The following is a 22,825-nucleotide window of genomic DNA, read 5'->3' as shown; positions in this document are numbered from 1 at the left end:
TAATAAGTTCTTATTAATGATAAGTTATAATATAATCTTAAAAGAACTGAATCATTATTAAGCCAAATTACATTTTTACTATATTTTTGTTTAAAATTTATTACCATGCTACATAACGACACTATAATTGCTTTGGCAACTCCTTCAGGAAGTGGGGCAATTGCTGTTATACGTTTATCTGGAAAGGAAGCTATTTCAATTGCTTCTTCAAAATTCAAATCTATTTCTGGAAAGAGTTTAGCAAAACAAAAAACTCATACAGTGCATTTAGGCCATATTATAGATGATCCTAGAGTGATTGATGAAGTTTTGGTTACAGTTTTTAAAAATCCAAATTCATATACTGGTGAAGATGTGATAGAGATTTCGTGCCATGGAAGTTTGTACATTCAACAAGAAATCATTCAATTATTTTTGCGAAATGGATGCAGAATGGCTAATGCTGGGGAGTTTACATTACGAGCTTTTTTAAACGGAAAATTAGATTTAAGTCAAGCTGAAGCTGTGGCAGATTTAATTGCAAGTGATAGTGAAGCATCACATCAAATAGCAATTCAACAAATGCGTGGCGGATTTAGTAATGAAATAAAACACTTACGAGACGAGCTTCTTAATTTTGCTAGCTTAATAGAGCTGGAGCTCGATTTTGCCGAAGAAGATGTTGAGTTTGCTAACAGAGATGAATTTTATAAGCTTATTACAAGAATAATAAATGTTTTAAAACGCTTAATCGATTCTTTTGCAGTAGGGAATGTTATAAAAAATGGAATTCCTGTAGCTATTGTTGGTGAACCTAATGTTGGAAAATCTACATTGCTAAATGCTTTATTGAATGAAGAGCGTGCAATTGTTAGCGAAATAGCAGGTACCACAAGAGATACTATTGAAGATGAAATTTCAATTGGCGGAATTGGTTTTAGGTTTATTGATACCGCCGGAATTCGTGAAACTGAAGATATAGTTGAGAATATAGGAATTAAAAAAACTTTTGAAAAGATTGAGCAAGCTCAAGTGGTTATATACTTGTTTGATAGTACAAAGTTTAAATCTCTAAGTAAAAAATTCAAGGTTGAATTAGAAAAAATTAAAAACAAATATCCTCAAAAACCACTTATAGTTCTAGCCAATAAAATTGATAAGATTGACGACAGTCAGCTTGCAAAAATGCAAGAAGAAATCCCAGAAATAAAATTACTTTCAGCAAAATCTGGGTTTGGCGTAGAACAACTAACAAGCACTCTTTTAAACTTAATTAATACAGGTGCATTACGTAATAATGAAACTATTGTAACTAATACTCGTCATTATGACGCTTTATTAAAAGCCTTTGAAGAAGTTCAAAAAGTAAAATATGGTCTAGACTCTGGTTTATCTGGTGATTTACTAGCTATAGACATTAGACAAGCTTTATACCATTTTGGAGAGATTACAGGTGAAATTACAAATGATGATTTATTAGGTAATATTTTTGCTAACTTCTGTATCGGGAAGTAACTATCTTTCTTTTTATTGTTAACTACCTGTTTTTCTTTACTTTATATGTTTTTATCTTCTTTTATTTGTTGCTTATTTGCTCTTTTTTCATTAAATTTGTTGTATATCTGTTGCCCTAAATATGGATTTGTTGCCCAAATCTGTTGGCAGTAGGTTTGGCGAAATGATGCACCATATTGCCCCACGTTGCACCATTACGCTACATAAAGCACCATTTATGAGCAGTAATTTATACATCCCAAAAACTTGTAAGCATTGTGGTAATGCCTTTACAGCACGTACAACAGTTACTAAATACTGTAGTGATATTTGTGCTAAAAGAGCATATAAGGTACGTAAACGTAATGAGAAAGTACAAGCCACACTTGAAGAAACTATTCAACAGCAAAAAGAAATAGTTAATCACTACAACCCAAATGCAGTAAACAACAAAGATTTTTTAAGCGTTACAGAGGCTTCTCAACTCATCGGTGTAAGTAGATGGACCATCCAAAGAATGATACAACAAGGACGTTTAAAAGCAGTTCCTTTTGGTAGAAAACATATAGTAGCTCGTTGGCAAATTGAAAACCTCTTTAATTGATTTATTATGAAAGTAACATTAAGACAGCGCAAAAAAAATGATAATATTAGTTTGTATTTAGACTACTATCATAAGGGAAAAAGGAAAACAGAATATTTGAGGTTATACCTTACTGCTAATCCTAAAACTAAAACGGAAAGAGAAGTAAATAAGAAAACCAAGCAACTTGCTGAAACTATTTGTGCTCAACGACAAATAGAAATTCAAAATGGTATTTACGGATTTAAAGACATAGAGAAACTAAAGGGTAGTTTTATTACTTACATAACAACGTTAGCAGAAAAGAAAAACACAAGTGCAGGTAATTATGGGAATTGGAATAGTATGCTAAAGCATTTAAAAATCTTTTGCCCTACGGATGTTAGTTTCCAAGATATAGATAAATCATTTGTAGAGCGGTTTAAAGAGTATTTAGATAAGGATGCTATTGGAAGAGCTGGAAAAAAATTATCTCAAAACTCTAAATATTCATACTATGGTAAGTTTTCAGCAGCACTAAAACAAGCTGTTAAAGATGGTATTCTAAAAGTAAATCCTGCCAACGGTGTTGAGTATTTCAAACAAGGGGAACCTCAACGAGAATTTTTAACACTTGATGAATTACAAAGAGCAGCAAATACAGAATGTGAACTTCCTTTATTAAAAAAAGCTTTTATATTTTCAGCAATTACCGGATTAAGATGGTCAGACATTGAAAAGTTAGTCTGGTCAGAAATACAGCATTCAAAAGAAATGGGATATTACATCCGCTTTAGACAAAAGAAAACCAAAGGAGCTGAAACTTTACCCATTTCTGAACAAGCAAGAGAACTATTAGGTGAAGAAGGAAAGCCGACAGATAAAATTTTCAAAGATTTGCATTATAGTGCCTGGTCTAATTTAAAATTGCAACAATGGATAATGAAAGCGGGTATTACAAAAAATATTACTTTTCACTGCGCACGTCATACGTATGCAACTTTACAATTAACTTTAGGCACAGATATTTATACAGTATCAAAATTATTAGGTCATAAAGAATTGAGAACAACGCAGATTTATGCCAAAGTAATCGACGATAAAAAGAAAGATGCTGCTAACCGTATTCAATTGGATTTATAATGAAAAATAACATATTTTCAAGTTTAGTTTCTATAACTAAAGGCTTACATCGCGACAATAGATCAGAAAGAGAATTTCAATTATTGTTATCTGAAATAAAATTATATCCATTAGCAACTAATGCGGTTTTTAAAATACATTTTAAAAGACCTTTAAATAGCAAAAAAGAGTATTACCAAAAAAGTATTTTTAATGAAACTGAAAAGACTATTGTTTCATTTATTGCAGACTTTCCAGAGAATGCCACAACATCAGAAAATAATTACAGCTATACGATTCTGCATAATAAATTTGATAAGTATTTAAATGACATAGCCAGTTACATTACTAAAAGGGATATAACGGAAGATTTAAGCGAAGATGTTGACTATATAATTAATTATCTAAAAGTATCAGTGATACGACTATATGCTGAATTACAAGAGCAATACGGCCAATTTTCAGAAACACCATTATTTACAATTCCCGAAATAGCTGAAAAATATTTCAATGACACTAAATTCAATGCAGACTTAATAAAGAAGATTGAGACCTCTAAAAAAGTAGTCATTAAAAAAACATCAAAGCCTAAAAGCAAACCAAAAACTTCATTTGGTTTTAAAAGTAGAGATACCGCAAAACTATTAGCAGTATTAAAAGACCTACATTTTAAAATTGATTTACTACAAAATGGTATTTCCGTTGAGGAATTACATAAACTTTTAATTGCAAAAGATTTTACACAAATAGATTCCCAAATTTATTTGGAATGCGAAACCACCCAATTTAGTTATGTAGTTTCAAAACTCAAACCTTTCTTTAATAGTTTCAATCCTACCGCAATTGAACGCTCTGGAAAATTCATTACCAAAACAGGAGCAGATTTAAAAGCTAATAATCTTCACAAAAACAAAGTCCACAATCCAAAAGAAAAAGAAGAAATAGACAAAATCATCCAACAACTGCAATAAAAAACAGTAAGAACAGTAAGAAATCTTACTGTTATCTTACCCTTGTTTTACACTCTTACTAAAATCAACTTCCCATTTTTCAACCTTTGTCCTGTTCTTGAAAACCAAGAATGACATTTGGCCAGATGTCCTCATTTATTTAAAACAAAATAAACGATGGACACAAATATCATCGAAAAATTAGACCGTATCGAAAAACTCTTAATAGAGCAACAAACGATGCAAAAGCAAGTATTGAATTTCAATGAAACTTGCAAGTATTTAGAACTTTCCCAATCACACTTGTACAAATTGACAAGTACGGGAGCCATTCCACACTATAAACCGAATGGCAAAAAGATTTATTTCCAACGTGAAGAGTTAGATCATTGGTTACTGCGTAACCGTATGGACTCACAAGACGAAATCGAGCAGCAAGCTGCCGACTTCTTAATTAAGAAAGGAGCGGTAAAGTTATGACTGAAATAATTGATTTACTCTTGACGCTCTCACAAGAAATAAAGGACATAAAAGCACGTATCGAATTGCTACAACTATCAAGAGCCGAAGTATTAAAAGATACGTGGATAGACAATCAAGATGTCTTACAGACCTTACATATTAGTAAGCGAACCCTGCAAACATTTAGAACAAACGGTACACTGCCATATAGTAAAGTTCAAGGCAAGTTTTATTATAAAGTTTCTGATGTTGAGCAATTGCTTCAAGACAACTACTACAACCATAATTTCAAGTGTAATGGAAATAAGTAGAGAAGCAATATTAGACAAAACACATTATGGTTTAAAGATTTACGCCTATGTGTTGAGACAGTATTATCCTGAAACAACAGTCCTTTCTTTAAAAGGAAGGGACTGCGGGATAACCCGAAACCCTTTTAATGGTGGCAAAAAAACATTACGTATTCATATCGATGGTGCTATTGCAACGCATAAAGACACAGAATTAGAAACCTTTATAGGCGATGTATTCGATTTTGCACAATATCATTTTAAAATGGCTGATGAAGCGGATGTATTACAGAAGATAAACCAAGAACTGCATCTAAATTTAGAAGTTAAAGTAAAAGATGAATTGGAATGGTTGAATGAACCAGACGATACCTGGTATGCCAACTGTAGCTTTTTCAAAGCACCTGTTCGCAATGTGTTTCCTGCGGAAACCTTGCGATTACATCAAGTATTTGAATTAATCACAAGTGATAAATACAAAAAGATTACAGAAGATTTAAGAGCAATAACAGATGTAAAAGAAGCTCGTAAATTCAAAGCGAATCGCTTTGATTACGTCACCTTTTCAGGAGTATTTGAAAAACGTAACGATAGTAATTTGTTACATCATTCTAATCTATTAACTATTGATTTTGACCATTTAGATAATCTGCAAGAGTTAAAAACACAATTGTTGAACGATGAGTACTTTGAAACCGAAATGCTATTCACGTCACCATCTGGAGATGGTCTTAAATGGATAATCAGAATTGACATTTTAGAAGTATCTCATAGTGAGTATTTTATTGCGGTAGCCAATTACATTAAGCAAACCTATAATATAGAAGTTGACCAGTCAGGTAAAGACGTTTCCAGAGCGTGTTTCCTACCATACGACCCGACAGCTTTTTTACATAAAAGACATCAAAAATTATGACAAAATCATTTAACCCAAAAGATTGGTTAGACGTTCCAAAAGAGCAACCAAAACCAACAGTCAGCAACAAAGCAACAACTAACGTTGTTGCTGTTGCTAATAACGACATAGAATCCTATATCTCGGCAATTGAGCAGTCTGGTACAGATATAACAGGCAATTACGCTACTTGGCGAGATTTAGGCTTTGCTTTAGCTGAAGAATATGGAGAATCAGGTAGAGATTATTTCCACCGAATAAGTAAAAATTATGCAGGATATGATTCTAAAGAATGTGACGAACAATTCAATAAATGTCTTAACGCTAAAGGGCACGGAATAAGTATTGCAACCTTTTATCATCACGCACATCAGGTAGGAATTAAGCTATCAAAACCCAAAATGAAGCTACCTCAACAAAAAGAGGAAAAGGAACAGCAAACAATGCCTACTATTCCTGAAAAGGTATATGACAGTCTTCCACAGTTTTTACAACAAGTTGTAAATCCTGCGAGTAGTCAAGAAGAAAAAGATATTCTATTGTTAGGTGCTTTAACAGCTTTTAGTGCTTGCTTTCCTAAACTATTTGGCGTTTACGACCAACGAAAAGTATATAGCAATTTATATCTTTTTGTAACTGCACCTGCATCTGCAGGTAAAGGCAGACTCAACCAAATTAAAAATTTGGTAGATCCTGTACATAAACTAAAAAGGGAACAAGCTAAAGTATTAAAGCAACAATTTAATACAGAAACAGCGACTTACAATATGAATAAAGGCAAAGATGAAAACTTGGAAAAACCGAGTAAACCACCAGAACGAATGTTGTTCATTCCTGCCAATAATAGTGTAACCGGTGTATATCAATTAATATCAGATAATGAAGGCAAAGGGTTGATTTTTGAAACTGAAGGAGACACCTTGGCGCAAGCATTTAAAAGCGATTATGGTAATTATAGTGATGGATTTCGTAAAGCATTTCATCACGAAACCATCAGTTATTATCGTAGAACAGATAGAGAATATGTAGATATTGAAAAACCCTGTTTATCAACCGTATTATCTGGTACACCAAAACAAGTAGCAACCTTAATACCTAATGCAGAAAATGGGTTGTTTAGTCGCTTTATGTTCTATTATATGAATATCAAGCCGACTTGGAAAAATGTATTCCAAAACAATAATAGTTTAGGACTTGATGATTATTACAACCAATTAGGTAGTGAGTTTTTAGGACTGTATAAAACGCTTAAAAACAATCCAGAAATAGAAATACGATTAACTGTATCGCAACAAAAACAGTTCCATACGTTCTTTGAATCCTTACAAACCAAATACATCAATCTGCAACCCGAAGAATATATTGCTACTATTAGGAGGTTAGGCTTAATTGCATTTAGGATAATGATGCTATTCACAGCATTCCGAATTATGGAAGATGGAGATGTCAATGCAATTAAACAATGTGAAGATGTAGACTTTGATAATGCACTAATCATAATTTCAATTTTGGTGAAACACAGTAGTAAGGTGTTTAATGATTTACCTATGGAGCAAAAAACAGTAAAACGGTTAAATAGAAAAGAACGCTTTTTAGAGAGTTTGCCAAAAGAATTTGACAGACAACACTATTTAGATTTAGCCATTAAACATAACATTCCAAATAAAACAGCAGAAGGTTATATTACCAAATTTGTTGAAGCAGGTTTAATCCATAGAGAAGCCCATAATGCCTATTCAAATCCTGCAAAATTATAATTGGGGAAGTTGAGGATTTAGAGGATATTAAATATAATGTCCTCAAATCCTTAATATCCTCATTCCCTGTTAATAACTGTTTATATCTTTTTACTTTCCTTTAGTTTCCTTTTCTTAAATTAGACAAATATTGACAAGTCAAAATCTCTCTAAAATGACATTTGGTGAACATATAAGGAAATTACGAGAACAGAAGCAATTATTATTAAGGGAAGTCGCTTCACAAATGCATATCGATACGGCCTTATTAAGTAAAATTGAACGTGGTACACGCATAGCTCGAAAAGAGCAAGTAGAAGCACTGGCAATCGCTTTAAATGAAAACAAAAACGATTTACTAAATGTCTGGATGGCCGATAAGATTGTCGATATGATAAAAGATGAAAACAGCATTACGGAAATCCTCAATTTAGTTAAAGAAAATATTAAGAAATTAACCAATCAAAACGAGTAGTTTATAAATGGCATTATTCCAAACATCAGTATTAAAAACATACCTCACACAGCAAGACAGTAATGTAGTAGAGCGTGCCTATAAAAAATACACCAAGTATTTTCATAACCTTACCATTCAAGAAAATATTAAAAACTCTAAAGAAGAGCAATACCAGGCAAAGTTTCTGGATGAGCTGTTTGTAAATATCTTGGATTATACGCTTAATCCAAAGCCTGATTTCAATATCACTACAGAGTTTAAAAATCAAAAAGGAGCAGGTAAGGCAGATGGCGCTATTTTAAGCAAAGGAAACGCTATTGGAGTGATAGAATTAAAAGGCACTAACACCAAAGATTTAGAAAGCATCCGCAAACAGGCGTTCGATTATAAAGCCAATCAAAAAGGCTGTGTGTATGTCATAACATCCAACTTCGAGAAGTTGAGGTTTTATATTAACGACGCCACCGAGTTTTTAGAGTTCAATTTGTTTCAATTAGCACCAGAAGAATTTGCCTTATTACATCTGTGCTTACACAAAGACAATATTCTAAACAATCTTCCTTTAACCATTAAAGAAGCCTCTTTAGTAGAAGAAGACAAAATTACCAAACAGTTTTACAACGATTACTCGGTATTTAAAAGAGAACTCTTTAGAGACTTGGTAAAACGCAACGCCAAACGCATTAAAATGGATGCTGTCATTGCGAGCGAAGCGCGGCAATCTAATAATGAAGGCGATAGTAACGACCAAAAAGCCCTCGAAAAAAACGTCAAACTATCCCTATTCAAAAAATCTCAAAAGTTAATAGACCGTTTTCTGTTCATTTTCTTTGCTGAAGATAGAGATCTATTACCACCAAACTCAACCATACAGATTTTAGACAAGTGGAAAGCCGACATCGATTTTGGTGACGAACGTCCATTGTATAACCTCTTTAAACAATACTTTCATTTTTTAGACGAAGGCAGAAAAGGCACAACATCAAGAGCTGAAATTTATGCCTATAATGGAGGTCTCTTTAAACCGGACGCTATTATAGATAGTTTGGAGATTGACGATGCATTACTCTACAAACACGCCTACAAACTCGCTAAATACGATTTTAGCAGTCAAGTAGATGTCAACATTTTAGGACATATTTTTGAAAATTCACTCAACGAAATAGAAAGCGTAAATGCCGAAATTGAAGGTGGCGAGTTCGATAAGCAAAAAAGCAAGCGTAAAAAAGATGGCGTGTTCTACACACCAAAATACATTACCAAATACATTGTAGAAAATACCGTTGGTAAACTTTGTCAAGAGAAAAAAGACCAATTAGGTTTTAAGGAAGAAGCCTATTTCGAGATAAAAAAGGGAACACACCAAAACACCAAAAAGCAACTATTAGAGGTTTTAGAGAATTACAGAGATTGGCTACTGCAAATAACCATTTGCGACCCAGCTTGTGGCTCTGGAGCATTTTTAAACCAAGCGTTAGACTTTTTAATAAAAGAACACCGCTACATTGATGAATTAAAAGCTAAAGTTTTGGGTGGTGGCTTTATTTTAAGCGACATAGAAACTACAATTTTAGAAAACAATATTTATGGAGTGGACCTCAACGAAGAATCTGTAGAAATTGCCAAATTATCCCTATGGCTGCGTACAGCACAACCACGACGTAAACTCAACGATTTAAGCAACAATATAAAATGTGGTAATTCATTAATTGATAGTAAAACCGTAGCAGGAGATAAAGCCTTTAATTGGCAAGAGCAATTTCCTCAAATATTTGGAACGTCATTGCGAGGAACGAAGCAATCTGCCGAATCAAAACAAGGCTTTGATGTAGTGATTGGAAATCCGCCTTGGGGTGCAAAAGTGCCTAAACCTCAAAGAGATTATATTTTGTCAAATTATGTTTGTAATAAAGGTGAAATAGAAACCTATGTTCATTTTACAGATTTAGCTTTAAATAAGCTAATAAAGAATGATGGTTTTCTTGGTTTTATTACACCAAACACTTGGTATTATTTAGATAAATACCTTTTAATTAGAAAGGATATTCTTAAAAAGCAGATAGTATCATTAATTGAATTGGAAAAGAGAATATTTGTTGATGCACCTGATATTGTTCCCGCAATATTTGTAATTAGAAACACTTTTATAAAAGAGAATAAAGCTATTACAACATATAAACTAAAAACAAATTTTATTCCAAATTACTTGATTGAAAGTGATAAGTTCAGAGAAAATATAATTATCCCAAAAGATTGGGCAAAGTTTCAAAGCCTATCCTTTAACTTACAGTTAACCCCTGCATTAACCTCTTTATTATTAAAAATGCAAAATGGTAGTGTTAGTTTGAAGAATTTATATAATGTTAGATATGGTATTAAAACAGGTAATAATAATAAATATGTAAAGAAAGAAAATGAAATAAATTCAGTTGGTCAAGATTGGAAATATTGTATCCCATCTGCAAGCTGTGTAAAAAAATATTCAATTATTTGGGAAGGCGATAAGTTGAATTTTGGGGAGCATCTTGCAGGTTATTCAAAAAATAGTTTTGAAAGAAAAAAGATACTGATACAATATATCAGAAAATTAAGTATGGACACAAGATTGGTTTGTGCTTTAGATGAAGTTGGAAAATATTATCCTCTAAATAATTTTTCTTTTGTTGAATCTACTAATAATGAGTTTGTTTTGGAGTATTTATTAGCTCTTCTAAATTCGAAACTTATGAATGTGTACTTTAAAAATGTGCACATCGATTATAATATTAAACCAAAATATATTGAAAGATTACCAATTAAGAAAGTTAGTATTGAAATACAGGAATTATATAGTGATAAGGTTTCATTTATAATTCTTCATACCAAAGATTTTTCTTTACAATTAAGAAGGTTTCAAGATTACATATCATCACAATTTAATTTAGAAAAACTGACCCGAAAACTACAAAACTGGCACGAGCTGGACTTTGCAGACTTTATTAAAGAACTCAACAAAGCCATAAAAAATGCAAGTGGCACACCGCTTACCAAAAAAGACGAGTTTGAGTGGTTAGAGCTATTTGAAGACAACAAGAAAAAAGCCCAAGACCTACAAACCCAAATAACCCAAACAGAAAAAACAATTGATACTATGGTGTACGACCTCTATGGCCTTACCCAAGAAGAACGAGAAATAGTAGAGAATAGTTAATATGTCAAGATTAAACGACCATACAGATTTTATAAAGGATAACAACATATTCTTTCTGGATTTAGAATTACAAACCTTTCGTAATTATGCAAAGTTTGTTGAAGACCATTTTGATAATTCTTTATCTAACCACGAAAAAGAGTATAAAGAAATAATGGCAAAAATTGAGCAGGAACCTAAAAAGTATGCTGATGATTATTTAAACCATTTACAGGATTCCTTGGTGGATAAAGTAATTGAAATTGATAGAGATTTTGTACAAAGTTTTAGAGCTTCAATGATTACACAGTTATTTTCTTTTGTTGAACGAACTATACAGGATGCTTGTAATTCCTATTGTCTAAATCATAACAAAGAATTTGGTTTGGAAGATTTAAGAGGAAATAGTGAGTTTGAAAAAGCAAAGTTATTTCTAACACGTTCAGCTGGAGTTAATATGAAAGAGTTAGAACCTCATTGGTCGTACATTAACAATTTACGTCGAGTACGCAATTGTATAGTACATAATAACAGTACTATACTGTTTGGTGAAGATAAAAAATTGGAAATCTTAAAAGCCTTTTCTAAAGGTAGATATACTTTTTATGTTAGAGGGAAAGATTTTGAATCACACAATTTACTATTCGATAATAAAAATTTCATTGATGAAATAATAGATAACATAATTGGTCTTTTTGAAAGGTTAGAAAAATTTGAAGTATATATATAATCAACTTAAATCAATCTCATAAATTAAAACCAAAAGCAAAAATATGTAAAACCCAAAACACCTCATTACCTATGCAAGAACACTTAAAAACCAACATACTAAACTTTAAATGGCCTAATAGTGCACCAACCTTTTATTTTTCATTAGAAGATATGGAAGGTAGTCACCCCATTCACAAATCAAAGTTTTCAAAGCAGATTAAAGAGGTGTTTCCAGATGCAGACCTATCAAACAAAGACAAAATATTTACCACCTTTACACAACAAATACCTGATGCACCAAGTATAAAAATTAAGTTAGTAGATGGTAGAGAATTGAGAATTTACAAGCAATTCCTTAAACTTCAATTAAAAAACTACTTTTTAGAAAAAGGTTATATCGTAGTAAAAAACTTTGTGAGGGATGTACAAGTATGGATGCCTTCAAAAAAAGGGAATACAGCAGACTATAACCTCTACTATAAGTTTTCATTTAAAATACAATTCGCAAAACTCACCGATTTACCAGAACTCATAGTATCGTATGATGGTACATCAAAAGTCCTTACAAAGTCTGTTAAAGATATTGAGGAAACAGAGTATATAAAACGTTGCGTATATGGCCAAAAAACGGTCAATCATCAAATGAAACGCGATACAGAAGATAAAGAAGAGTTTTATAATAGTATTGTGTTTGATAAAGCCTTCCCTATATTCAATTTACAACTCGCAAGAGCATTAAACATTCCAATTGAAGAACCTACAAGACCTACCAATAAATATCAAAAGTATGTAGCACTCATCAATAAATTTGCAACCTCTTATCTATTTACAGAAGAATTTAAAGCCATATTTCCTTTTAAAATAGACGAATTTATAGATGTACCAGGTAATCGCATCAACCACATCAATCCAGAAGTAGGTTTATTGGAGTTTGGTAAAGATCAATATGGGAATAAGAAAACGCATTTAGTGCCTAAAAAGGCTATGAATATGTTTACACCTTACAGACGTCCTAAAGGTCCAAATATTAAATTCTTTTTTATATACCACACCTCACATAAAGAAGCCATAAAAAGTTTTTATAACAATTTAAAATTTGGTGTCACAGCACAAAAGAAATATTTTAAAGGGATAGAAGATTATGTAAACATAAAAGCATCAACATCCAAAGAACATTTTATTGAATTTACAAACGAAAATGACCCTTTACCAGACATCATCCAAAAGCTGGAAAACCTAAAATTTGACCACGACAATGTAAAGTATGCGGCTTTTTATTTAAGCCCTTTCGATAAGTTTACACCAGATCCCGAAGACCGAGAAATTTATATTCAAATAAAGGAATTGTTTTTAAATGAAGGCATTGTTACACAGGTTGTAGATTATGAAAAAATGGTAGTCAATATCGAAAATCAATACAACTTCCAGTTTTCCTTACAAAATATGGCATTGGCAATACACGCTAAATTAGGTGGTGCACCTTGGAAGTTAGCAGTAACCGATAAAAAAGAATTAGTAATTGGCGTAGGAGCCTTTACCAATCAAGGCGAAAACAGACGTTACATAGCAAGTGCTTTTAGTTTTCAAAATAACGGTCTATTCAGAAACTTTGAATATTTCAATCAAAACCAAACCAAGTTATTAGCAGGAAGCATTTTAAAAGCTATTAGAGATTTTACTTCAGTAGCTCAAGCAGATAAAGTAGTCATTCATTTTTACAAAGAAATGAAATATGAAGAATTACAGCCTATTGTTGAAGGAATGCATCAATTAGAATTAGGAGTGCCACTATATATTCTTAACATCAACAAAACAGAATCCGAAGATATCATTGCTTACGACTTAAATTGGAACAAAAAACTAATGCCGGTAAGTGGTACATACATTCGTATAGACAGCAACCAATTTTTGTTATTTAATAATGCACGTTATCCAAATTCACAATACTATACAGATACAGACGGTTATCCATTTCCAATAAAAATTAAAATGAGTAGTCCAGACGACGATGCTTTTGAAGATGCTAATGTAGCATTAGAATTGTTAACCCAAGTATATCAATTCAGTAGATTGTATTGGAAATCCTTACGACAGCAAAATGTACCAATTACAATCAAATATCCCGAAATGGTAGCACAAATAGCACCACGATTCAATAATGGTGTTCCAGAGGATGCAAAAAACAAATTGTGGTTTTTGTAGTTTAGAAGTACACTTTTCGAGCCATCATCTTTCTATTTATTAGTTAATTATTAGTTAATGTATTTAAGTATTTGCTTAAATACATAATTAATTATATATTTGCACCTATAAAACATAACTTATGAAATTAGAAATAACCTGTACAAGAGCAGAAGCCAACCATAAACAGTTATTAAACTGTATGGAAAAATTACATAAAATGGAAGGAAGTTTTCAGAAATTGACAAAATTATTATCCATTGCCGGGAACGATGTACGTTTAAAAATACTCTACCTTTTAGAAGAAGAAGGCGAATTATGTCCTTGTGATTTGGCAGACATTTTAAAAATGAGCGTCCCTGCTGTATCTCAACACATTCGTAAAATTAAAGATGCAGGAATTATTACATCACGACGTGACGGTCAAACGCTTTACTATTCATTAAATAGTGATGAAACAGAGATTTTTAATAGCATTTTTAAATCCATAGAATTAATTAGAAAAACCGCATAATTTTTAAAAATGAAAACAGAAAACACATCAAAAAATGCAGCTTACACAGGTTTGTTTGCTGCCATAGCAGCATCGTCTTGTTGTATACCACCAGTAATTGCATTAATAGCTGGTGTTGGAGGAAGTGCATCTGCACTATCTTGGATGGAACCTTTTCGACCCTATTTAATAGGTTTAGCTGCAATAGCTATTGGCTATGCTTGGTATGCTTACTTAAAACCCAAAAAAGCCGATGACTGTTGCGAAGTTGATGCAAAACCAAAATGGTATCAAACCAAAGGCTTTTTAATAGGCATTACATTGTTTGCAGCTATTTCAATTAGCTTTCCTTATTGTTCTCATATATTTTATCCAGATAACAAAAAAGAGGTTATTGTCGTAAATCAATCAGACATTCAAACTGTAAATTTTGATGTAAAAGGTATGACTTGCGCTTCTTGTGAAGAACACGTTAAGCACGCTGTTAACGAATTAGAAGGTATTGTTAATGTAGCTGCTTCTTATGAGAAAGCTAATGCCGAAGTGGAGTTTGACAATACAAAAACATCTAAAGAAGATATAGAAAAAGCTATAAATTCTACTGGCTATAAAGTTGTAAAACAGAAATAATTATAAAATAAAAATCATGAAAAAACTATTAGTAGTACCAATTCTAGCGTTGTTTTTAATTTCCTTTCAGGCAAACGCACAAAGTAGCAAAACAGAAGTTTTAAATGAAGTAGCAAGCAAAAATGTTAAAACAGTGACCTTAAAGCTTACTGGTATCACCTGTGCAGGTTGTTCCAATGCTATTTACAATGCATTAAAAGAAGTAGATGGTGTTTTAGAACATTCGGTTGAGTACCCTGGAGATATTGCTGTTATTGAGTTTGACGATTCAAAAACAAGTATCAAAGCCTTAAAGCTTATCATAGAAGAGAAAGGGTTTAAGGCAGAAGTTGTCAAAAATAAAGTTTGACCTAAAGAAAATTCCCCGAAGAGACTTCCTCGGGGCAATTTTATTTTTTTGTATTTAAGCATTTAATTAAATACTTTATAATATGAAAAACACAAATAAAGAATTGTTCAATCCGGACCACTTGGATTGTTGCATAGAAATTGGAGATTGTGAATTGCAAAATCCACCAAAAGAATTAATTGATAAACTTATTGGACAGCCCATCAGTGACTGTAAAAAAATTATTGAAGAGTTTCTTAAACCTCAAGAAAAATTAGTTATAAAATTTAAAAAGAAAATAGGGTTTAAAACTCAAAATGATAATCGCTAGTTAGCTTTTAAATGGACTGAAAATACAGTACTTAATTTAAAAAAAGATATCAAAATGGAAGTTTGTCACACCAGTAACCCAGCACTTATTCTTATACCAGATATTAGTGGGTTTACCAAATACATTGCCACTTCTGAAATTAGGCATAGTCAGGAAAAAATTGCACTATTGCTCGAATCAATTTTAGAAAATAATATACTAAATTTTAAAGTGTCTGAAATCGAAGGCGATGCTATTTTATTTTACAGTTATGAATTTCCATATTCAGCAACGGAAATCATTAGTCAATGTCAATTGATGTTCGACAAATTTCATCAAAGAATAGATGAATTTAAACGATCGAAATGTATGTGTGAGTCTTGCCAAAATCTATATAACCTTTCACTAAAATTTGTGCTTCATTTTGGACAACTTGGCTCTGTAATGGTAAAAGACTATTGTAAACTCTTTGGTAAAGATTTAATAATAGCACATCGGCTTCTTAAAAACAAAATTAGCTCAAATGAGTACATACTTTTCACGGAAAATTTTAGCAATCAATTTCCACTTATAGGCACTCATCTTGATAACCATACGGAATTGGTCAACGACATTTTCAATTTAGAAGACATCGGTGATATTGGTATTACTTATTTCGATTTGAAGGCATTAAGTTTAAAGAACAGACAAGGTACGACTTGTTAAAATGATCAGCATTTTCTTCGTGCGGAAAATGAAATAAACATAATCTAAATTATATACAAAATGAAAACAGCAAAGCAATATTTGGACAAACAATTAAACACCATGTTATCTGAAATTCAACTTGATGATAATAATTTTATCGTGAATGTCCAAAGGGAATTACTTAAAGGCAATCCACTGCCAAAAACAACATTTTATGCACTTATCGATGCAACTAAAGAGAAAGCTGATTCACTGTTGGAATTATTAGGAGAGCTAAATGAAAATAACCAAATTACAGCCTTTTCTGGTTTGTCGATCACACCTACTAACCACAAGTTTATAGTGCAAGGCAAAACACTTTATACTTGGTGTGCATTAGACGCTATATTGTTTACCGAATGGCTGGATGTTTCGTCCCAAATTATATCTCAAGACCCAATTGACAATTCTTTAATTGAGTTGAATATTGACTGTGATCATTTGGTATCATCTAATCCGTATCCAATATTTCTCTCTTTGGTTGAAAAAATGGACTCTTGCAATATCAGAGGCTCCTTCTGTAATCACGTTTCTTTTTTTGCAAGCGAACAAACCGCAAAACAATGGCTTGACAGCAATGCAAATGGCAAGATATTAACCTTGGAAGATTTATTTGAATCGAATAAAATTGGCTTAAAATGTTGTTAAAAATAATCACCTATATTTATTAAGCACCACATAAAAACAAATCATTTTTAATATGAAGAATTTATTTAAAAAGAAAAACGAGTTATCTCAAAAAACAGAAACTGTTTCATTACAGATAGAAGGAATGACCTGTAGTGGCTGTTCATTACATATCGAAAAGGATATCAATAAAAAAGATGGTATTCTAATCAGTTCTGTGAACCACGAAACTGGTAAAGGAGAATTTACTTTTGATACTGCCAAGTTGAATAAAGAGGAATTGATTAACGCTGTAAATAGCATTGGTAAGTATACGGTTGTTAAAGGCAATGAAAAAGAGGATTGTTGTGATTCAATTTCGGATAGCACGACAGATAAAGCGTCCAACAAAGGAAAAAATCAATTCGATTTAATCGTAATTGGAGGTGGTTCTGCTGCATTTTCAGCAGCCATAAAAGCTGAAAGTTTAGGACTCACAACACTAATGGTTAATGGTGGATTAGATTTTGGTGGCACTTGTGTTAATGTTGGCTGTGTACCTTCCAAAAATTTAATCCGTGCGGCTGAAACGGCTTACCATACAACACATTCTAATTTTGCAGGAATAAAACCAAAAGGTGCTGACATTGATTTTGCTCAAATAATAAAAGACAAAAAAGCATTGGTTGCAGCCCTGCAACAGCAAAAGTATATGGATGTTGTGAGTGATTTTGAAAACTTAACGATGCTAAAAGGATGGGCAGAATTTGTAAATAACAACACCATTATTGTTGATGGTAAAGACACATACACTGCAACAAACGTTGTTATAGCAACAGGTGCAACCACGAATATTCCAAATATTGAAGGATTAAATGAAGTTGGGTATTTAACTAATGTGTCCTTATTCGATTTGGAAGAAAAACCCAAAAGCTTGACCATAATGGGCGCAGGTTATATCGGATTGGAAATGGCAATGGCATATAATCGTTTAGGAGTAAAAGTACGTATCATAGAATTTACCGATAGGCCTTTACGAAGTCAAACCGAAGACATTACTGATGTTTTAGTTGAACAAATGAAAAGTGAAGGGATTGAAATTCTTCCAAATTTTAGAGCTTTTAAATTTGAAAAAGAGGGCAACGATACTATTATTCATTGTAACTGTCCTGATGGTTCTACAACACAAATTGTTGAAAAAGGACATATTGTTGTTGCTACAGGAACCACGCCAAACACGTCTAAATTAGGTCTAAAAAAAATAGACCTAAAATTATCAGAAAGAGGGCATATTGTGGTTAATGAAAAAATGGAAACTAATATTTCCAATATTTATGCAGCTGGTGATGTCACTAATACACCGCCATTTGTGTATACAGCAGCAACCGAAGGCAGTACAGCCGTTAATAATGCATTTTCATTATCAAAACAAAGTGTAGATTATGCATCATTACCTTGGGTAGTATTTACAGACCCTCAAATTGCGGGAGCAGGTATGGATGAAATTGAAGCTGAATCAAGAGGCATTCCTTTTGAAGTATCAAAATTAGATCTAACACATGTACCAAGAGCTTTAGCTGCACAAGATACCAGAGGATTTATAAAGTTGATTCGTAATACGGAAACGGATAAATTAATTGGAGCAAGAGTAATAGCACCAGAAGGTGGTGAACTCATCCAACAATTAAGTATGGCTATTAAATTTGGAATTACAGTAAAAGATTTGGCTGAAAGTTTTTATCCATACTTGACTTTGGGAGAAGCTGTTAAACTGGCAGCCATTACTTTTGGTAAGGATGTTTCTAAATTGAGTTGTTGTGCAAGTTAATTTGATATAAATAAGTTGAACAGCGTGTTTCCAAATTATGATTTATAACTTACGTACTCTATAAATTGCCTAATATTATTTATAGCTTTTACAATTATTTGTTAGTAATTGGAAAAAAGATAGATTAACGAAATAAATACATATTCTGTTTTTAATTTATATTCAGTAAAGTCATCATAATCCGTGAGCAGGTAATAAGGTGTTCGTCAGTTGTTCCATTTAGTTCCATAAAACATATCTGCAAGCCAGTTTGTTTATATATCGTCATTACGTAGTAATCGACAATCTCACAATCAAAATGCTCACAAGTTAAAAGGGCTTGCATATACCATAAATAGTGCAACTGCGGCGACACGTCCTCGTTGGTACTATTTATTTGTTTTATTTCACACATTACTCGCCTTCCTCACCCGTAGCTACTTTTGCCCCTTAAAATCCCAATAAGGTCAGCACGTTGTGCTGTTAGAAATTATTAAGGGGCAACCGCTACTTAATGTTATGCGAGCCTGCGGGTCGCTTCGGGCAAAACCCACATATAATTTCGCTTCAATAGATTGTTTAGTGTATTAATTGAAATTACACAATTCCATAACATTTGCTTTAATAAAGTATGTGGGTCTACGGGTGTCACATTTTTTGAACGTCCCAAGTTTGCAAATAAGATAACCGCAGTGCTATTAAGAATATGAGATTATTGAATTTTACTTCTTGATTTTTTAGAAAACTTGAACTTCAATGAATACTGCGGATTATCCTATTTCGCAAGCAGTACACAAGAGCAACTCATTCAGTCAGCAATTACATCCACCACACATAGTTTCTACATTACGGTTTGCCTTCAACTAAATTCAAATCATATTTTCCTTCAAATATGGCATTTCCTCAACTTCATTACTTCGTTTCAAATACGGCAAACCTTAAATGAAAACTATTCCAAAACCTTCCATTGCTTCCTTCAATCCTTGCACTTGCCTAAACATTACTATTTTGAACTACCAATAAAAATCCTTCTGATTTAATAATAAGAATCAAAAAATCCGCCACCCTTGCGGCAAACCGTTGCTGTGGTACGCACTTATGCAAAAAAAATGCAACGTGCTATTACCACAACACCCTTGCTCATCTCGCAGCCGGCTCGCGCCTTTTAGATTACCTGCTCGAAAGAATAATAGTAACTTTGTAGAATGATTGAAGATTTAAAAAAACTTTTTTTACGTTTTAATTATTCTGATGAAAATGGTTTTATCCTGAATGCACCTACTTTGAATAAAGGAGAACACCTATCAATTGGTTTTGATAATAAAAGAAAAGAGTTCAATATTCATCTCACGGACGATAATATTAATGTACCTGGTGCAAAAAGAAGAAACTTTATTTTTACAATGTCGGCCTTTCGGTTTTTTCTTTTCTTAAATCGTTTTGATACATTTTATAAGCACAGTATTGTTGATTTAATTCTATCCTCAAAAACCAATCTTGGTAAATTAAAAAAGAATAAGTTTATAGTTAATACGTTTGTCACATCTGATGAAGCAGAAGATAAATTGATTCATAAGAGAAAAAACGGTAGGCATTGGAAATTCAGGGAAAATTTTGATTTAGATTTAATAGTTGATAATTTCAAACATATTGATGAGGTAGATTTATCAAATAATAGTTTCTATTTGGCTTATAAATTGAAGAACAATAATTTAGCCTTACAAGGCATCCTCTATAAGTTTGAAAATTTGAATGGCCTTTATTTCATTCCAATTAAAAAATATAATCGTTTTACAAAGCATATGGCAATTGCAATGTATAATTACTTTAATGCCTATCCAACCGAAGAAACTTTACCATTAAGACAATTAATGTACGAACGCCTTAAACATCCATATTTAGATAAGGAAGAAGCAAAAAGGTTGCAAAGTTAGATGCCTTCCTACATCCACCGCTATCATACTATAAAGTTCAAGCCCTACGGGTTTTGAAAAAAATTTTGCAGCCAACTTTAGGCATATCCTGCTGTAGTCATTTTGTGTAGCAATATTTTTTCCAAAAAACTTGACAGTATGTCCACGTCATCAATTGAACTGCTTTCTTTTTTCTCTTTTTCTTTGTAAAAAAAATATTGTTTTTTTATTTCTGATGCAAAAAGAAGCAATCTAAAGCAACAAAACCCATATTGAAAGAATAGCATAAAACTTGCCATATATTTCAGCGGAAGGTACAGCTTCGTGTTAAGTCCGTACCAAGTCCGAAGAAAAGTAAGTTTCATTTAAATCATTTATGTTATGGGTAAAATTGCTCAAGGTATTTTAGGAGGGCTTTCAGGTAAGGTTGGAAACATTATCGGTGGAAGCTGGAAAGGAATTGACTACATTAGAATTAAACCTTCAAGTGTAGCGAATCCAAGAACTGTAGGTCAGGTAAACCAAAGAAATAAGTTTACAGTGACTTTAGAATTTATTCAAGCTGTTAAACCTTTTATCCAGAAAGGATATAAGTTTTTAGCAGTTAAAAAGACGGCATTTAATGCTGCAATGTCTTATGTGTTAAATAATGCTATTGGTGGAGTTGAGCCAAACTTCAATGTAGATTATGCTAACGCTTTAGTAAGTAGAGGAGGTTTATCGACTGCTTTAAACCCTACTACTGATCTTACAACTGCGGGAGAAGTAACTTTTAACTGGGATGATAACTCTGCTGAAGGTAATGCAAACGCTACCGATAAAGCAATGTTATTGGTTTACAATCCATTAAAGAAAGAATCTATTTCTTTGACTGATGGAGCAGACAGAACAGTAGGAAGTCAAATTGTTGCTATCCCAACAACCTACGCAGGAGATACAGTGGAGCTATTTATGGCATTTATCACTGCCGATGGTAGTCAAGTATCAAACAGTACTTATTTAGGCTCTGGAACAGCTAATTAATGCTTGGTGTTTTATGTATGAAAACCACTCTTTATGAGTGGTTTTTTTTATGCTATATTTGTAATTAACATTATTAATGTTTGTTGCTAATCTTCTCTTATTTTGTGTTTTTTGTTTCCCATTTGTTGCCCAAATGCTACAACACCAATGAATATAGGGTTAGTTAAATATTGTATTGGAAAGTAATTTTCAATTTTATAACACAATGATTTTTAATTAATAACAAAAATATTTTTTATTAATCGATAAAAAATATTCTCTATTTTATAAAAAAATCGACAAAACGCTTGTTTTTTTCGTTTAATTACATAAATTTGCGTTTATGACCCCTTAAATCATAAATATGAAAGTTAAATTTATATTATTCAGTTTTAGTTTTCTCCTACTTACAGGCATTGGATTTGCTCAAAATAAGAATGAAGCTCAAAGCATCATTACTGGTAAAGTATCTATTGCTAAATATCACGATCGTGATGAATTAGAAAAAATGCCAAAAGGAGAATTACTTGTATTGTATAATGAGAGAATTGAAGTTATAGTTAAAATATTACCTAATATAGCTTTTGCTACAAAACCAGGTGTATCTATGACTACTTTAGGAATCCCTGACTCAAAAGAAAATAGAAAAGCATTAGAAGATAATATACAAGCTACAACTGTTTATTTTGAAAGTACAATTGAGTTTCAGAAAAAAATATTACCATACTCTGATAAATCTAATCTGATTGCTGCGATTTTATTTTATGAAGAAACTCTTAAATCACTTCATACTTATAACGAGTTTAATAAATACTAAATCTATTAAGTTTTTAGAACTAAAATTCTACACTTTATAAAATAAAATCTGATGTTTTCATCAGATTTTTTTTGTTCAATAACCCTTTCATTTAGCCATTTTCCTACTAATTCTGTTAATATTTCTATCAACTTTTTTATTTTTTATATATAATTGTAAGAAATATAATACAAAGATATATAAAA

Annotated in this window: 22 protein-coding genes; all 22 read left to right on the top strand. The window is 32.1% G+C overall.

Features of this window, described 5'->3' with window-relative positions; genetic code table 11:
• Positions 1 to 105 precede the first annotated feature (105 nt).
• Positions 106 to 1,494 carry a tRNA uridine-5-carboxymethylaminomethyl(34) synthesis GTPase MnmE gene (gene mnmE, locus IEW41_RS00820; RefSeq protein ID WP_188604439.1) on the top strand — a complete coding sequence of 463 codons (1,389 nt, stop codon included), beginning with the start codon at positions 106 to 108 and terminating at the stop codon, positions 1,492 to 1,494.
• 217 nt (positions 1,495 to 1,711) lie between these two features.
• Positions 1,712 to 2,077 carry a helix-turn-helix domain-containing protein gene (locus IEW41_RS00815; protein WP_188604438.1) on the top strand — a complete coding sequence of 122 codons (366 nt, stop codon included), beginning with the start codon at positions 1,712 to 1,714 and terminating at the stop codon, positions 2,075 to 2,077.
• Positions 2,078 to 2,083: 6 nt separating this feature from the next.
• A complete protein-coding gene (locus tag IEW41_RS00810) occupies positions 2,084 to 3,178 on the top strand; it encodes a site-specific integrase (protein ID WP_188604437.1) in 1,095 nt (364 codons plus the stop codon).
• Positions 3,178 to 4,128, top strand: coding sequence for a DUF6617 family protein (locus IEW41_RS00805; RefSeq protein ID WP_188604436.1), 951 nt, complete (start codon positions 3,178 to 3,180; stop codon positions 4,126 to 4,128). The genes IEW41_RS00810 and IEW41_RS00805 overlap by 1 nt, the downstream gene beginning before the upstream one ends.
• Positions 4,129 to 4,284: 156 nt before the next feature.
• Positions 4,285 to 4,587 carry a helix-turn-helix domain-containing protein gene (locus IEW41_RS00800; RefSeq protein WP_188604435.1) on the top strand — a complete coding sequence of 101 codons (303 nt, stop codon included), beginning with the start codon at positions 4,285 to 4,287 and terminating at the stop codon, positions 4,585 to 4,587.
• The gene (locus IEW41_RS00795) at positions 4,584 to 4,880 is read left to right on the top strand and encodes a helix-turn-helix domain-containing protein (protein WP_188604434.1); all 297 of its coding nucleotides are present in this window, start codon (positions 4,584 to 4,586) and stop codon (positions 4,878 to 4,880) included. The genes IEW41_RS00800 and IEW41_RS00795 overlap by 4 nt, the downstream gene beginning before the upstream one ends.
• Entirely contained in the window at positions 4,867 to 5,775 is a 909-nt protein-coding gene (locus IEW41_RS14515; protein ID WP_229660136.1) for a BT4734/BF3469 family protein, read from the top strand. Before IEW41_RS00795 ends, IEW41_RS14515 begins: the two co-directional genes overlap by 14 nt.
• Positions 5,772 to 7,511, top strand: coding sequence for a DUF3987 domain-containing protein (locus IEW41_RS00785; RefSeq protein WP_188604433.1), 1,740 nt, complete (start codon positions 5,772 to 5,774; stop codon positions 7,509 to 7,511). The genes IEW41_RS14515 and IEW41_RS00785 overlap by 4 nt, the downstream gene beginning before the upstream one ends.
• A gap of 154 nt (positions 7,512 to 7,665) precedes the next feature.
• Positions 7,666 to 7,965 carry a helix-turn-helix domain-containing protein gene (locus IEW41_RS00780; protein ID WP_188604432.1) on the top strand — a complete coding sequence of 100 codons (300 nt, stop codon included), beginning with the start codon at positions 7,666 to 7,668 and terminating at the stop codon, positions 7,963 to 7,965.
• A 7-nt stretch (positions 7,966 to 7,972) separates the two neighbouring features.
• Positions 7,973 to 11,137 carry an Eco57I restriction-modification methylase domain-containing protein gene (locus tag IEW41_RS00775; protein ID WP_188604431.1) on the top strand — a complete coding sequence of 1,055 codons (3,165 nt, stop codon included), beginning with the start codon at positions 7,973 to 7,975 and terminating at the stop codon, positions 11,135 to 11,137.
• 1 nt (position 11,138) lies between these two features.
• The gene (locus IEW41_RS00770; protein WP_188604430.1) at positions 11,139 to 11,846 is read left to right on the top strand and encodes a hypothetical protein; all 708 of its coding nucleotides are present in this window, start codon (positions 11,139 to 11,141) and stop codon (positions 11,844 to 11,846) included.
• 71 nt (positions 11,847 to 11,917) lie between these two features.
• Complete coding sequence (locus IEW41_RS00765) at positions 11,918 to 14,029, top strand: Piwi domain-containing protein (RefSeq protein ID WP_188604429.1); 2,112 nt, start codon at positions 11,918 to 11,920, stop codon at positions 14,027 to 14,029.
• A gap of 121 nt (positions 14,030 to 14,150) precedes the next feature.
• Positions 14,151 to 14,522 (top strand): ArsR/SmtB family transcription factor, encoded by a 372-nt coding sequence (locus IEW41_RS00760; RefSeq protein WP_188604428.1) that lies wholly within the window; start codon positions 14,151 to 14,153, stop codon positions 14,520 to 14,522.
• 9 nt (positions 14,523 to 14,531) lie between these two features.
• Entirely contained in the window at positions 14,532 to 15,131 is a 600-nt protein-coding gene (gene merTP / locus IEW41_RS00755) for a mercuric transport protein MerTP (RefSeq protein ID WP_188604427.1), read from the top strand.
• A gap of 16 nt (positions 15,132 to 15,147) precedes the next feature.
• On the top strand, positions 15,148 to 15,480 hold the full coding sequence (locus IEW41_RS00750; protein WP_127137560.1) for a heavy-metal-associated domain-containing protein: 333 nt from the start codon (positions 15,148 to 15,150) through the stop codon (positions 15,478 to 15,480).
• An 82-nt stretch (positions 15,481 to 15,562) separates the two neighbouring features.
• Entirely contained in the window at positions 15,563 to 15,790 is a 228-nt protein-coding gene (locus IEW41_RS00745; protein ID WP_099543803.1) for a hypothetical protein, read from the top strand.
• Between the two features lie 54 nt (positions 15,791 to 15,844).
• Positions 15,845 to 16,474, top strand: a complete 630-nt coding sequence (locus IEW41_RS00740) for a DUF2652 domain-containing protein (RefSeq protein WP_188604426.1) — start codon at positions 15,845 to 15,847, stop codon at positions 16,472 to 16,474.
• Between the two features lie 60 nt (positions 16,475 to 16,534).
• Positions 16,535 to 17,143: an organomercurial lyase gene (gene merB, locus IEW41_RS00735; RefSeq protein WP_127137559.1), complete on the top strand. Its 609-nt coding sequence runs from the start codon at positions 16,535 to 16,537 to the stop codon at positions 17,141 to 17,143.
• A gap of 52 nt (positions 17,144 to 17,195) precedes the next feature.
• A complete protein-coding gene (gene merA, locus IEW41_RS00730; RefSeq protein ID WP_188604425.1) occupies positions 17,196 to 18,929 on the top strand; it encodes a mercury(II) reductase in 1,734 nt (577 codons plus the stop codon).
• Between the two features lie 1,184 nt (positions 18,930 to 20,113).
• Entirely contained in the window at positions 20,114 to 20,842 is a 729-nt protein-coding gene (locus tag IEW41_RS00725) for a hypothetical protein (protein ID WP_188604424.1), read from the top strand.
• Between the two features lie 360 nt (positions 20,843 to 21,202).
• Positions 21,203 to 21,844, top strand: a complete 642-nt coding sequence (locus tag IEW41_RS00720; protein ID WP_188604423.1) for a DUF6266 family protein — start codon at positions 21,203 to 21,205, stop codon at positions 21,842 to 21,844.
• 343 nt (positions 21,845 to 22,187) lie between these two features.
• Complete coding sequence (locus IEW41_RS00715) at positions 22,188 to 22,640, top strand: hypothetical protein (protein WP_188604422.1); 453 nt, start codon at positions 22,188 to 22,190, stop codon at positions 22,638 to 22,640.
• Positions 22,641 to 22,825 lie beyond the last annotated feature (185 nt).

Source organism: Aquaticitalea lipolytica, from assembly GCF_014641635.1.
Lineage (GTDB): Bacteria > Bacteroidota > Bacteroidia > Flavobacteriales > Flavobacteriaceae > Aquaticitalea > Aquaticitalea lipolytica.
This window is presented reverse-complemented; position numbering and strand designations above follow the sequence as displayed.

Excerpts from the sequence above, each read along its gene's own strand:
- IEW41_RS00715 (WP_188604422.1), top strand. The coding sequence starts at position 22,188 with ATGAAAGTTAAATTTATATTATTCAGTTTTAGTTTTCTCCTACTTACA.
- IEW41_RS00745 (WP_099543803.1), top strand. The coding sequence starts at position 15,563 with ATGAAAAACACAAATAAAGAATTGTTCAATCCGGACCACTTGGATTGT.
- IEW41_RS00800 (WP_188604435.1), top strand. The coding sequence starts at position 4,285 with ATGGACACAAATATCATCGAAAAATTAGACCGTATCGAAAAACTCTTA.
- IEW41_RS00805 (WP_188604436.1), top strand. The coding sequence starts at position 3,178 with ATGAAAAATAACATATTTTCAAGTTTAGTTTCTATAACTAAAGGCTTA.
- IEW41_RS00770 (WP_188604430.1), top strand. The coding sequence starts at position 11,139 with ATGTCAAGATTAAACGACCATACAGATTTTATAAAGGATAACAACATA.
- IEW41_RS00725 (WP_188604424.1), top strand. The coding sequence starts at position 20,114 with ATGATTGAAGATTTAAAAAAACTTTTTTTACGTTTTAATTATTCTGAT.
- IEW41_RS00760 (WP_188604428.1), top strand. The coding sequence starts at position 14,151 with ATGAAATTAGAAATAACCTGTACAAGAGCAGAAGCCAACCATAAACAG.
- mnmE (WP_188604439.1), top strand. The coding sequence starts at position 106 with ATGCTACATAACGACACTATAATTGCTTTGGCAACTCCTTCAGGAAGT.
- IEW41_RS00775 (WP_188604431.1), top strand. The coding sequence starts at position 7,973 with ATGGCATTATTCCAAACATCAGTATTAAAAACATACCTCACACAGCAA.
- IEW41_RS14515 (WP_229660136.1), top strand. The coding sequence starts at position 4,867 with ATGGAAATAAGTAGAGAAGCAATATTAGACAAAACACATTATGGTTTA.
- IEW41_RS00720 (WP_188604423.1), top strand. The coding sequence starts at position 21,203 with ATGGGTAAAATTGCTCAAGGTATTTTAGGAGGGCTTTCAGGTAAGGTT.
- IEW41_RS00815 (WP_188604438.1), top strand. The coding sequence starts at position 1,712 with ATGAGCAGTAATTTATACATCCCAAAAACTTGTAAGCATTGTGGTAAT.
- IEW41_RS00785 (WP_188604433.1), top strand. The coding sequence starts at position 5,772 with ATGACAAAATCATTTAACCCAAAAGATTGGTTAGACGTTCCAAAAGAG.
- IEW41_RS00780 (WP_188604432.1), top strand. The coding sequence starts at position 7,666 with ATGACATTTGGTGAACATATAAGGAAATTACGAGAACAGAAGCAATTA.
- merB (WP_127137559.1), top strand. The coding sequence starts at position 16,535 with ATGAAAACAGCAAAGCAATATTTGGACAAACAATTAAACACCATGTTA.
- merTP (WP_188604427.1), top strand. The coding sequence starts at position 14,532 with ATGAAAACAGAAAACACATCAAAAAATGCAGCTTACACAGGTTTGTTT.
- IEW41_RS00810 (WP_188604437.1), top strand. The coding sequence starts at position 2,084 with ATGAAAGTAACATTAAGACAGCGCAAAAAAAATGATAATATTAGTTTG.
- IEW41_RS00765 (WP_188604429.1), top strand. The coding sequence starts at position 11,918 with ATGCAAGAACACTTAAAAACCAACATACTAAACTTTAAATGGCCTAAT.
- IEW41_RS00740 (WP_188604426.1), top strand. The coding sequence starts at position 15,845 with ATGGAAGTTTGTCACACCAGTAACCCAGCACTTATTCTTATACCAGAT.
- merA (WP_188604425.1), top strand. The coding sequence starts at position 17,196 with ATGAAGAATTTATTTAAAAAGAAAAACGAGTTATCTCAAAAAACAGAA.
- IEW41_RS00795 (WP_188604434.1), top strand. The coding sequence starts at position 4,584 with ATGACTGAAATAATTGATTTACTCTTGACGCTCTCACAAGAAATAAAG.
- IEW41_RS00750 (WP_127137560.1), top strand. The coding sequence starts at position 15,148 with ATGAAAAAACTATTAGTAGTACCAATTCTAGCGTTGTTTTTAATTTCC.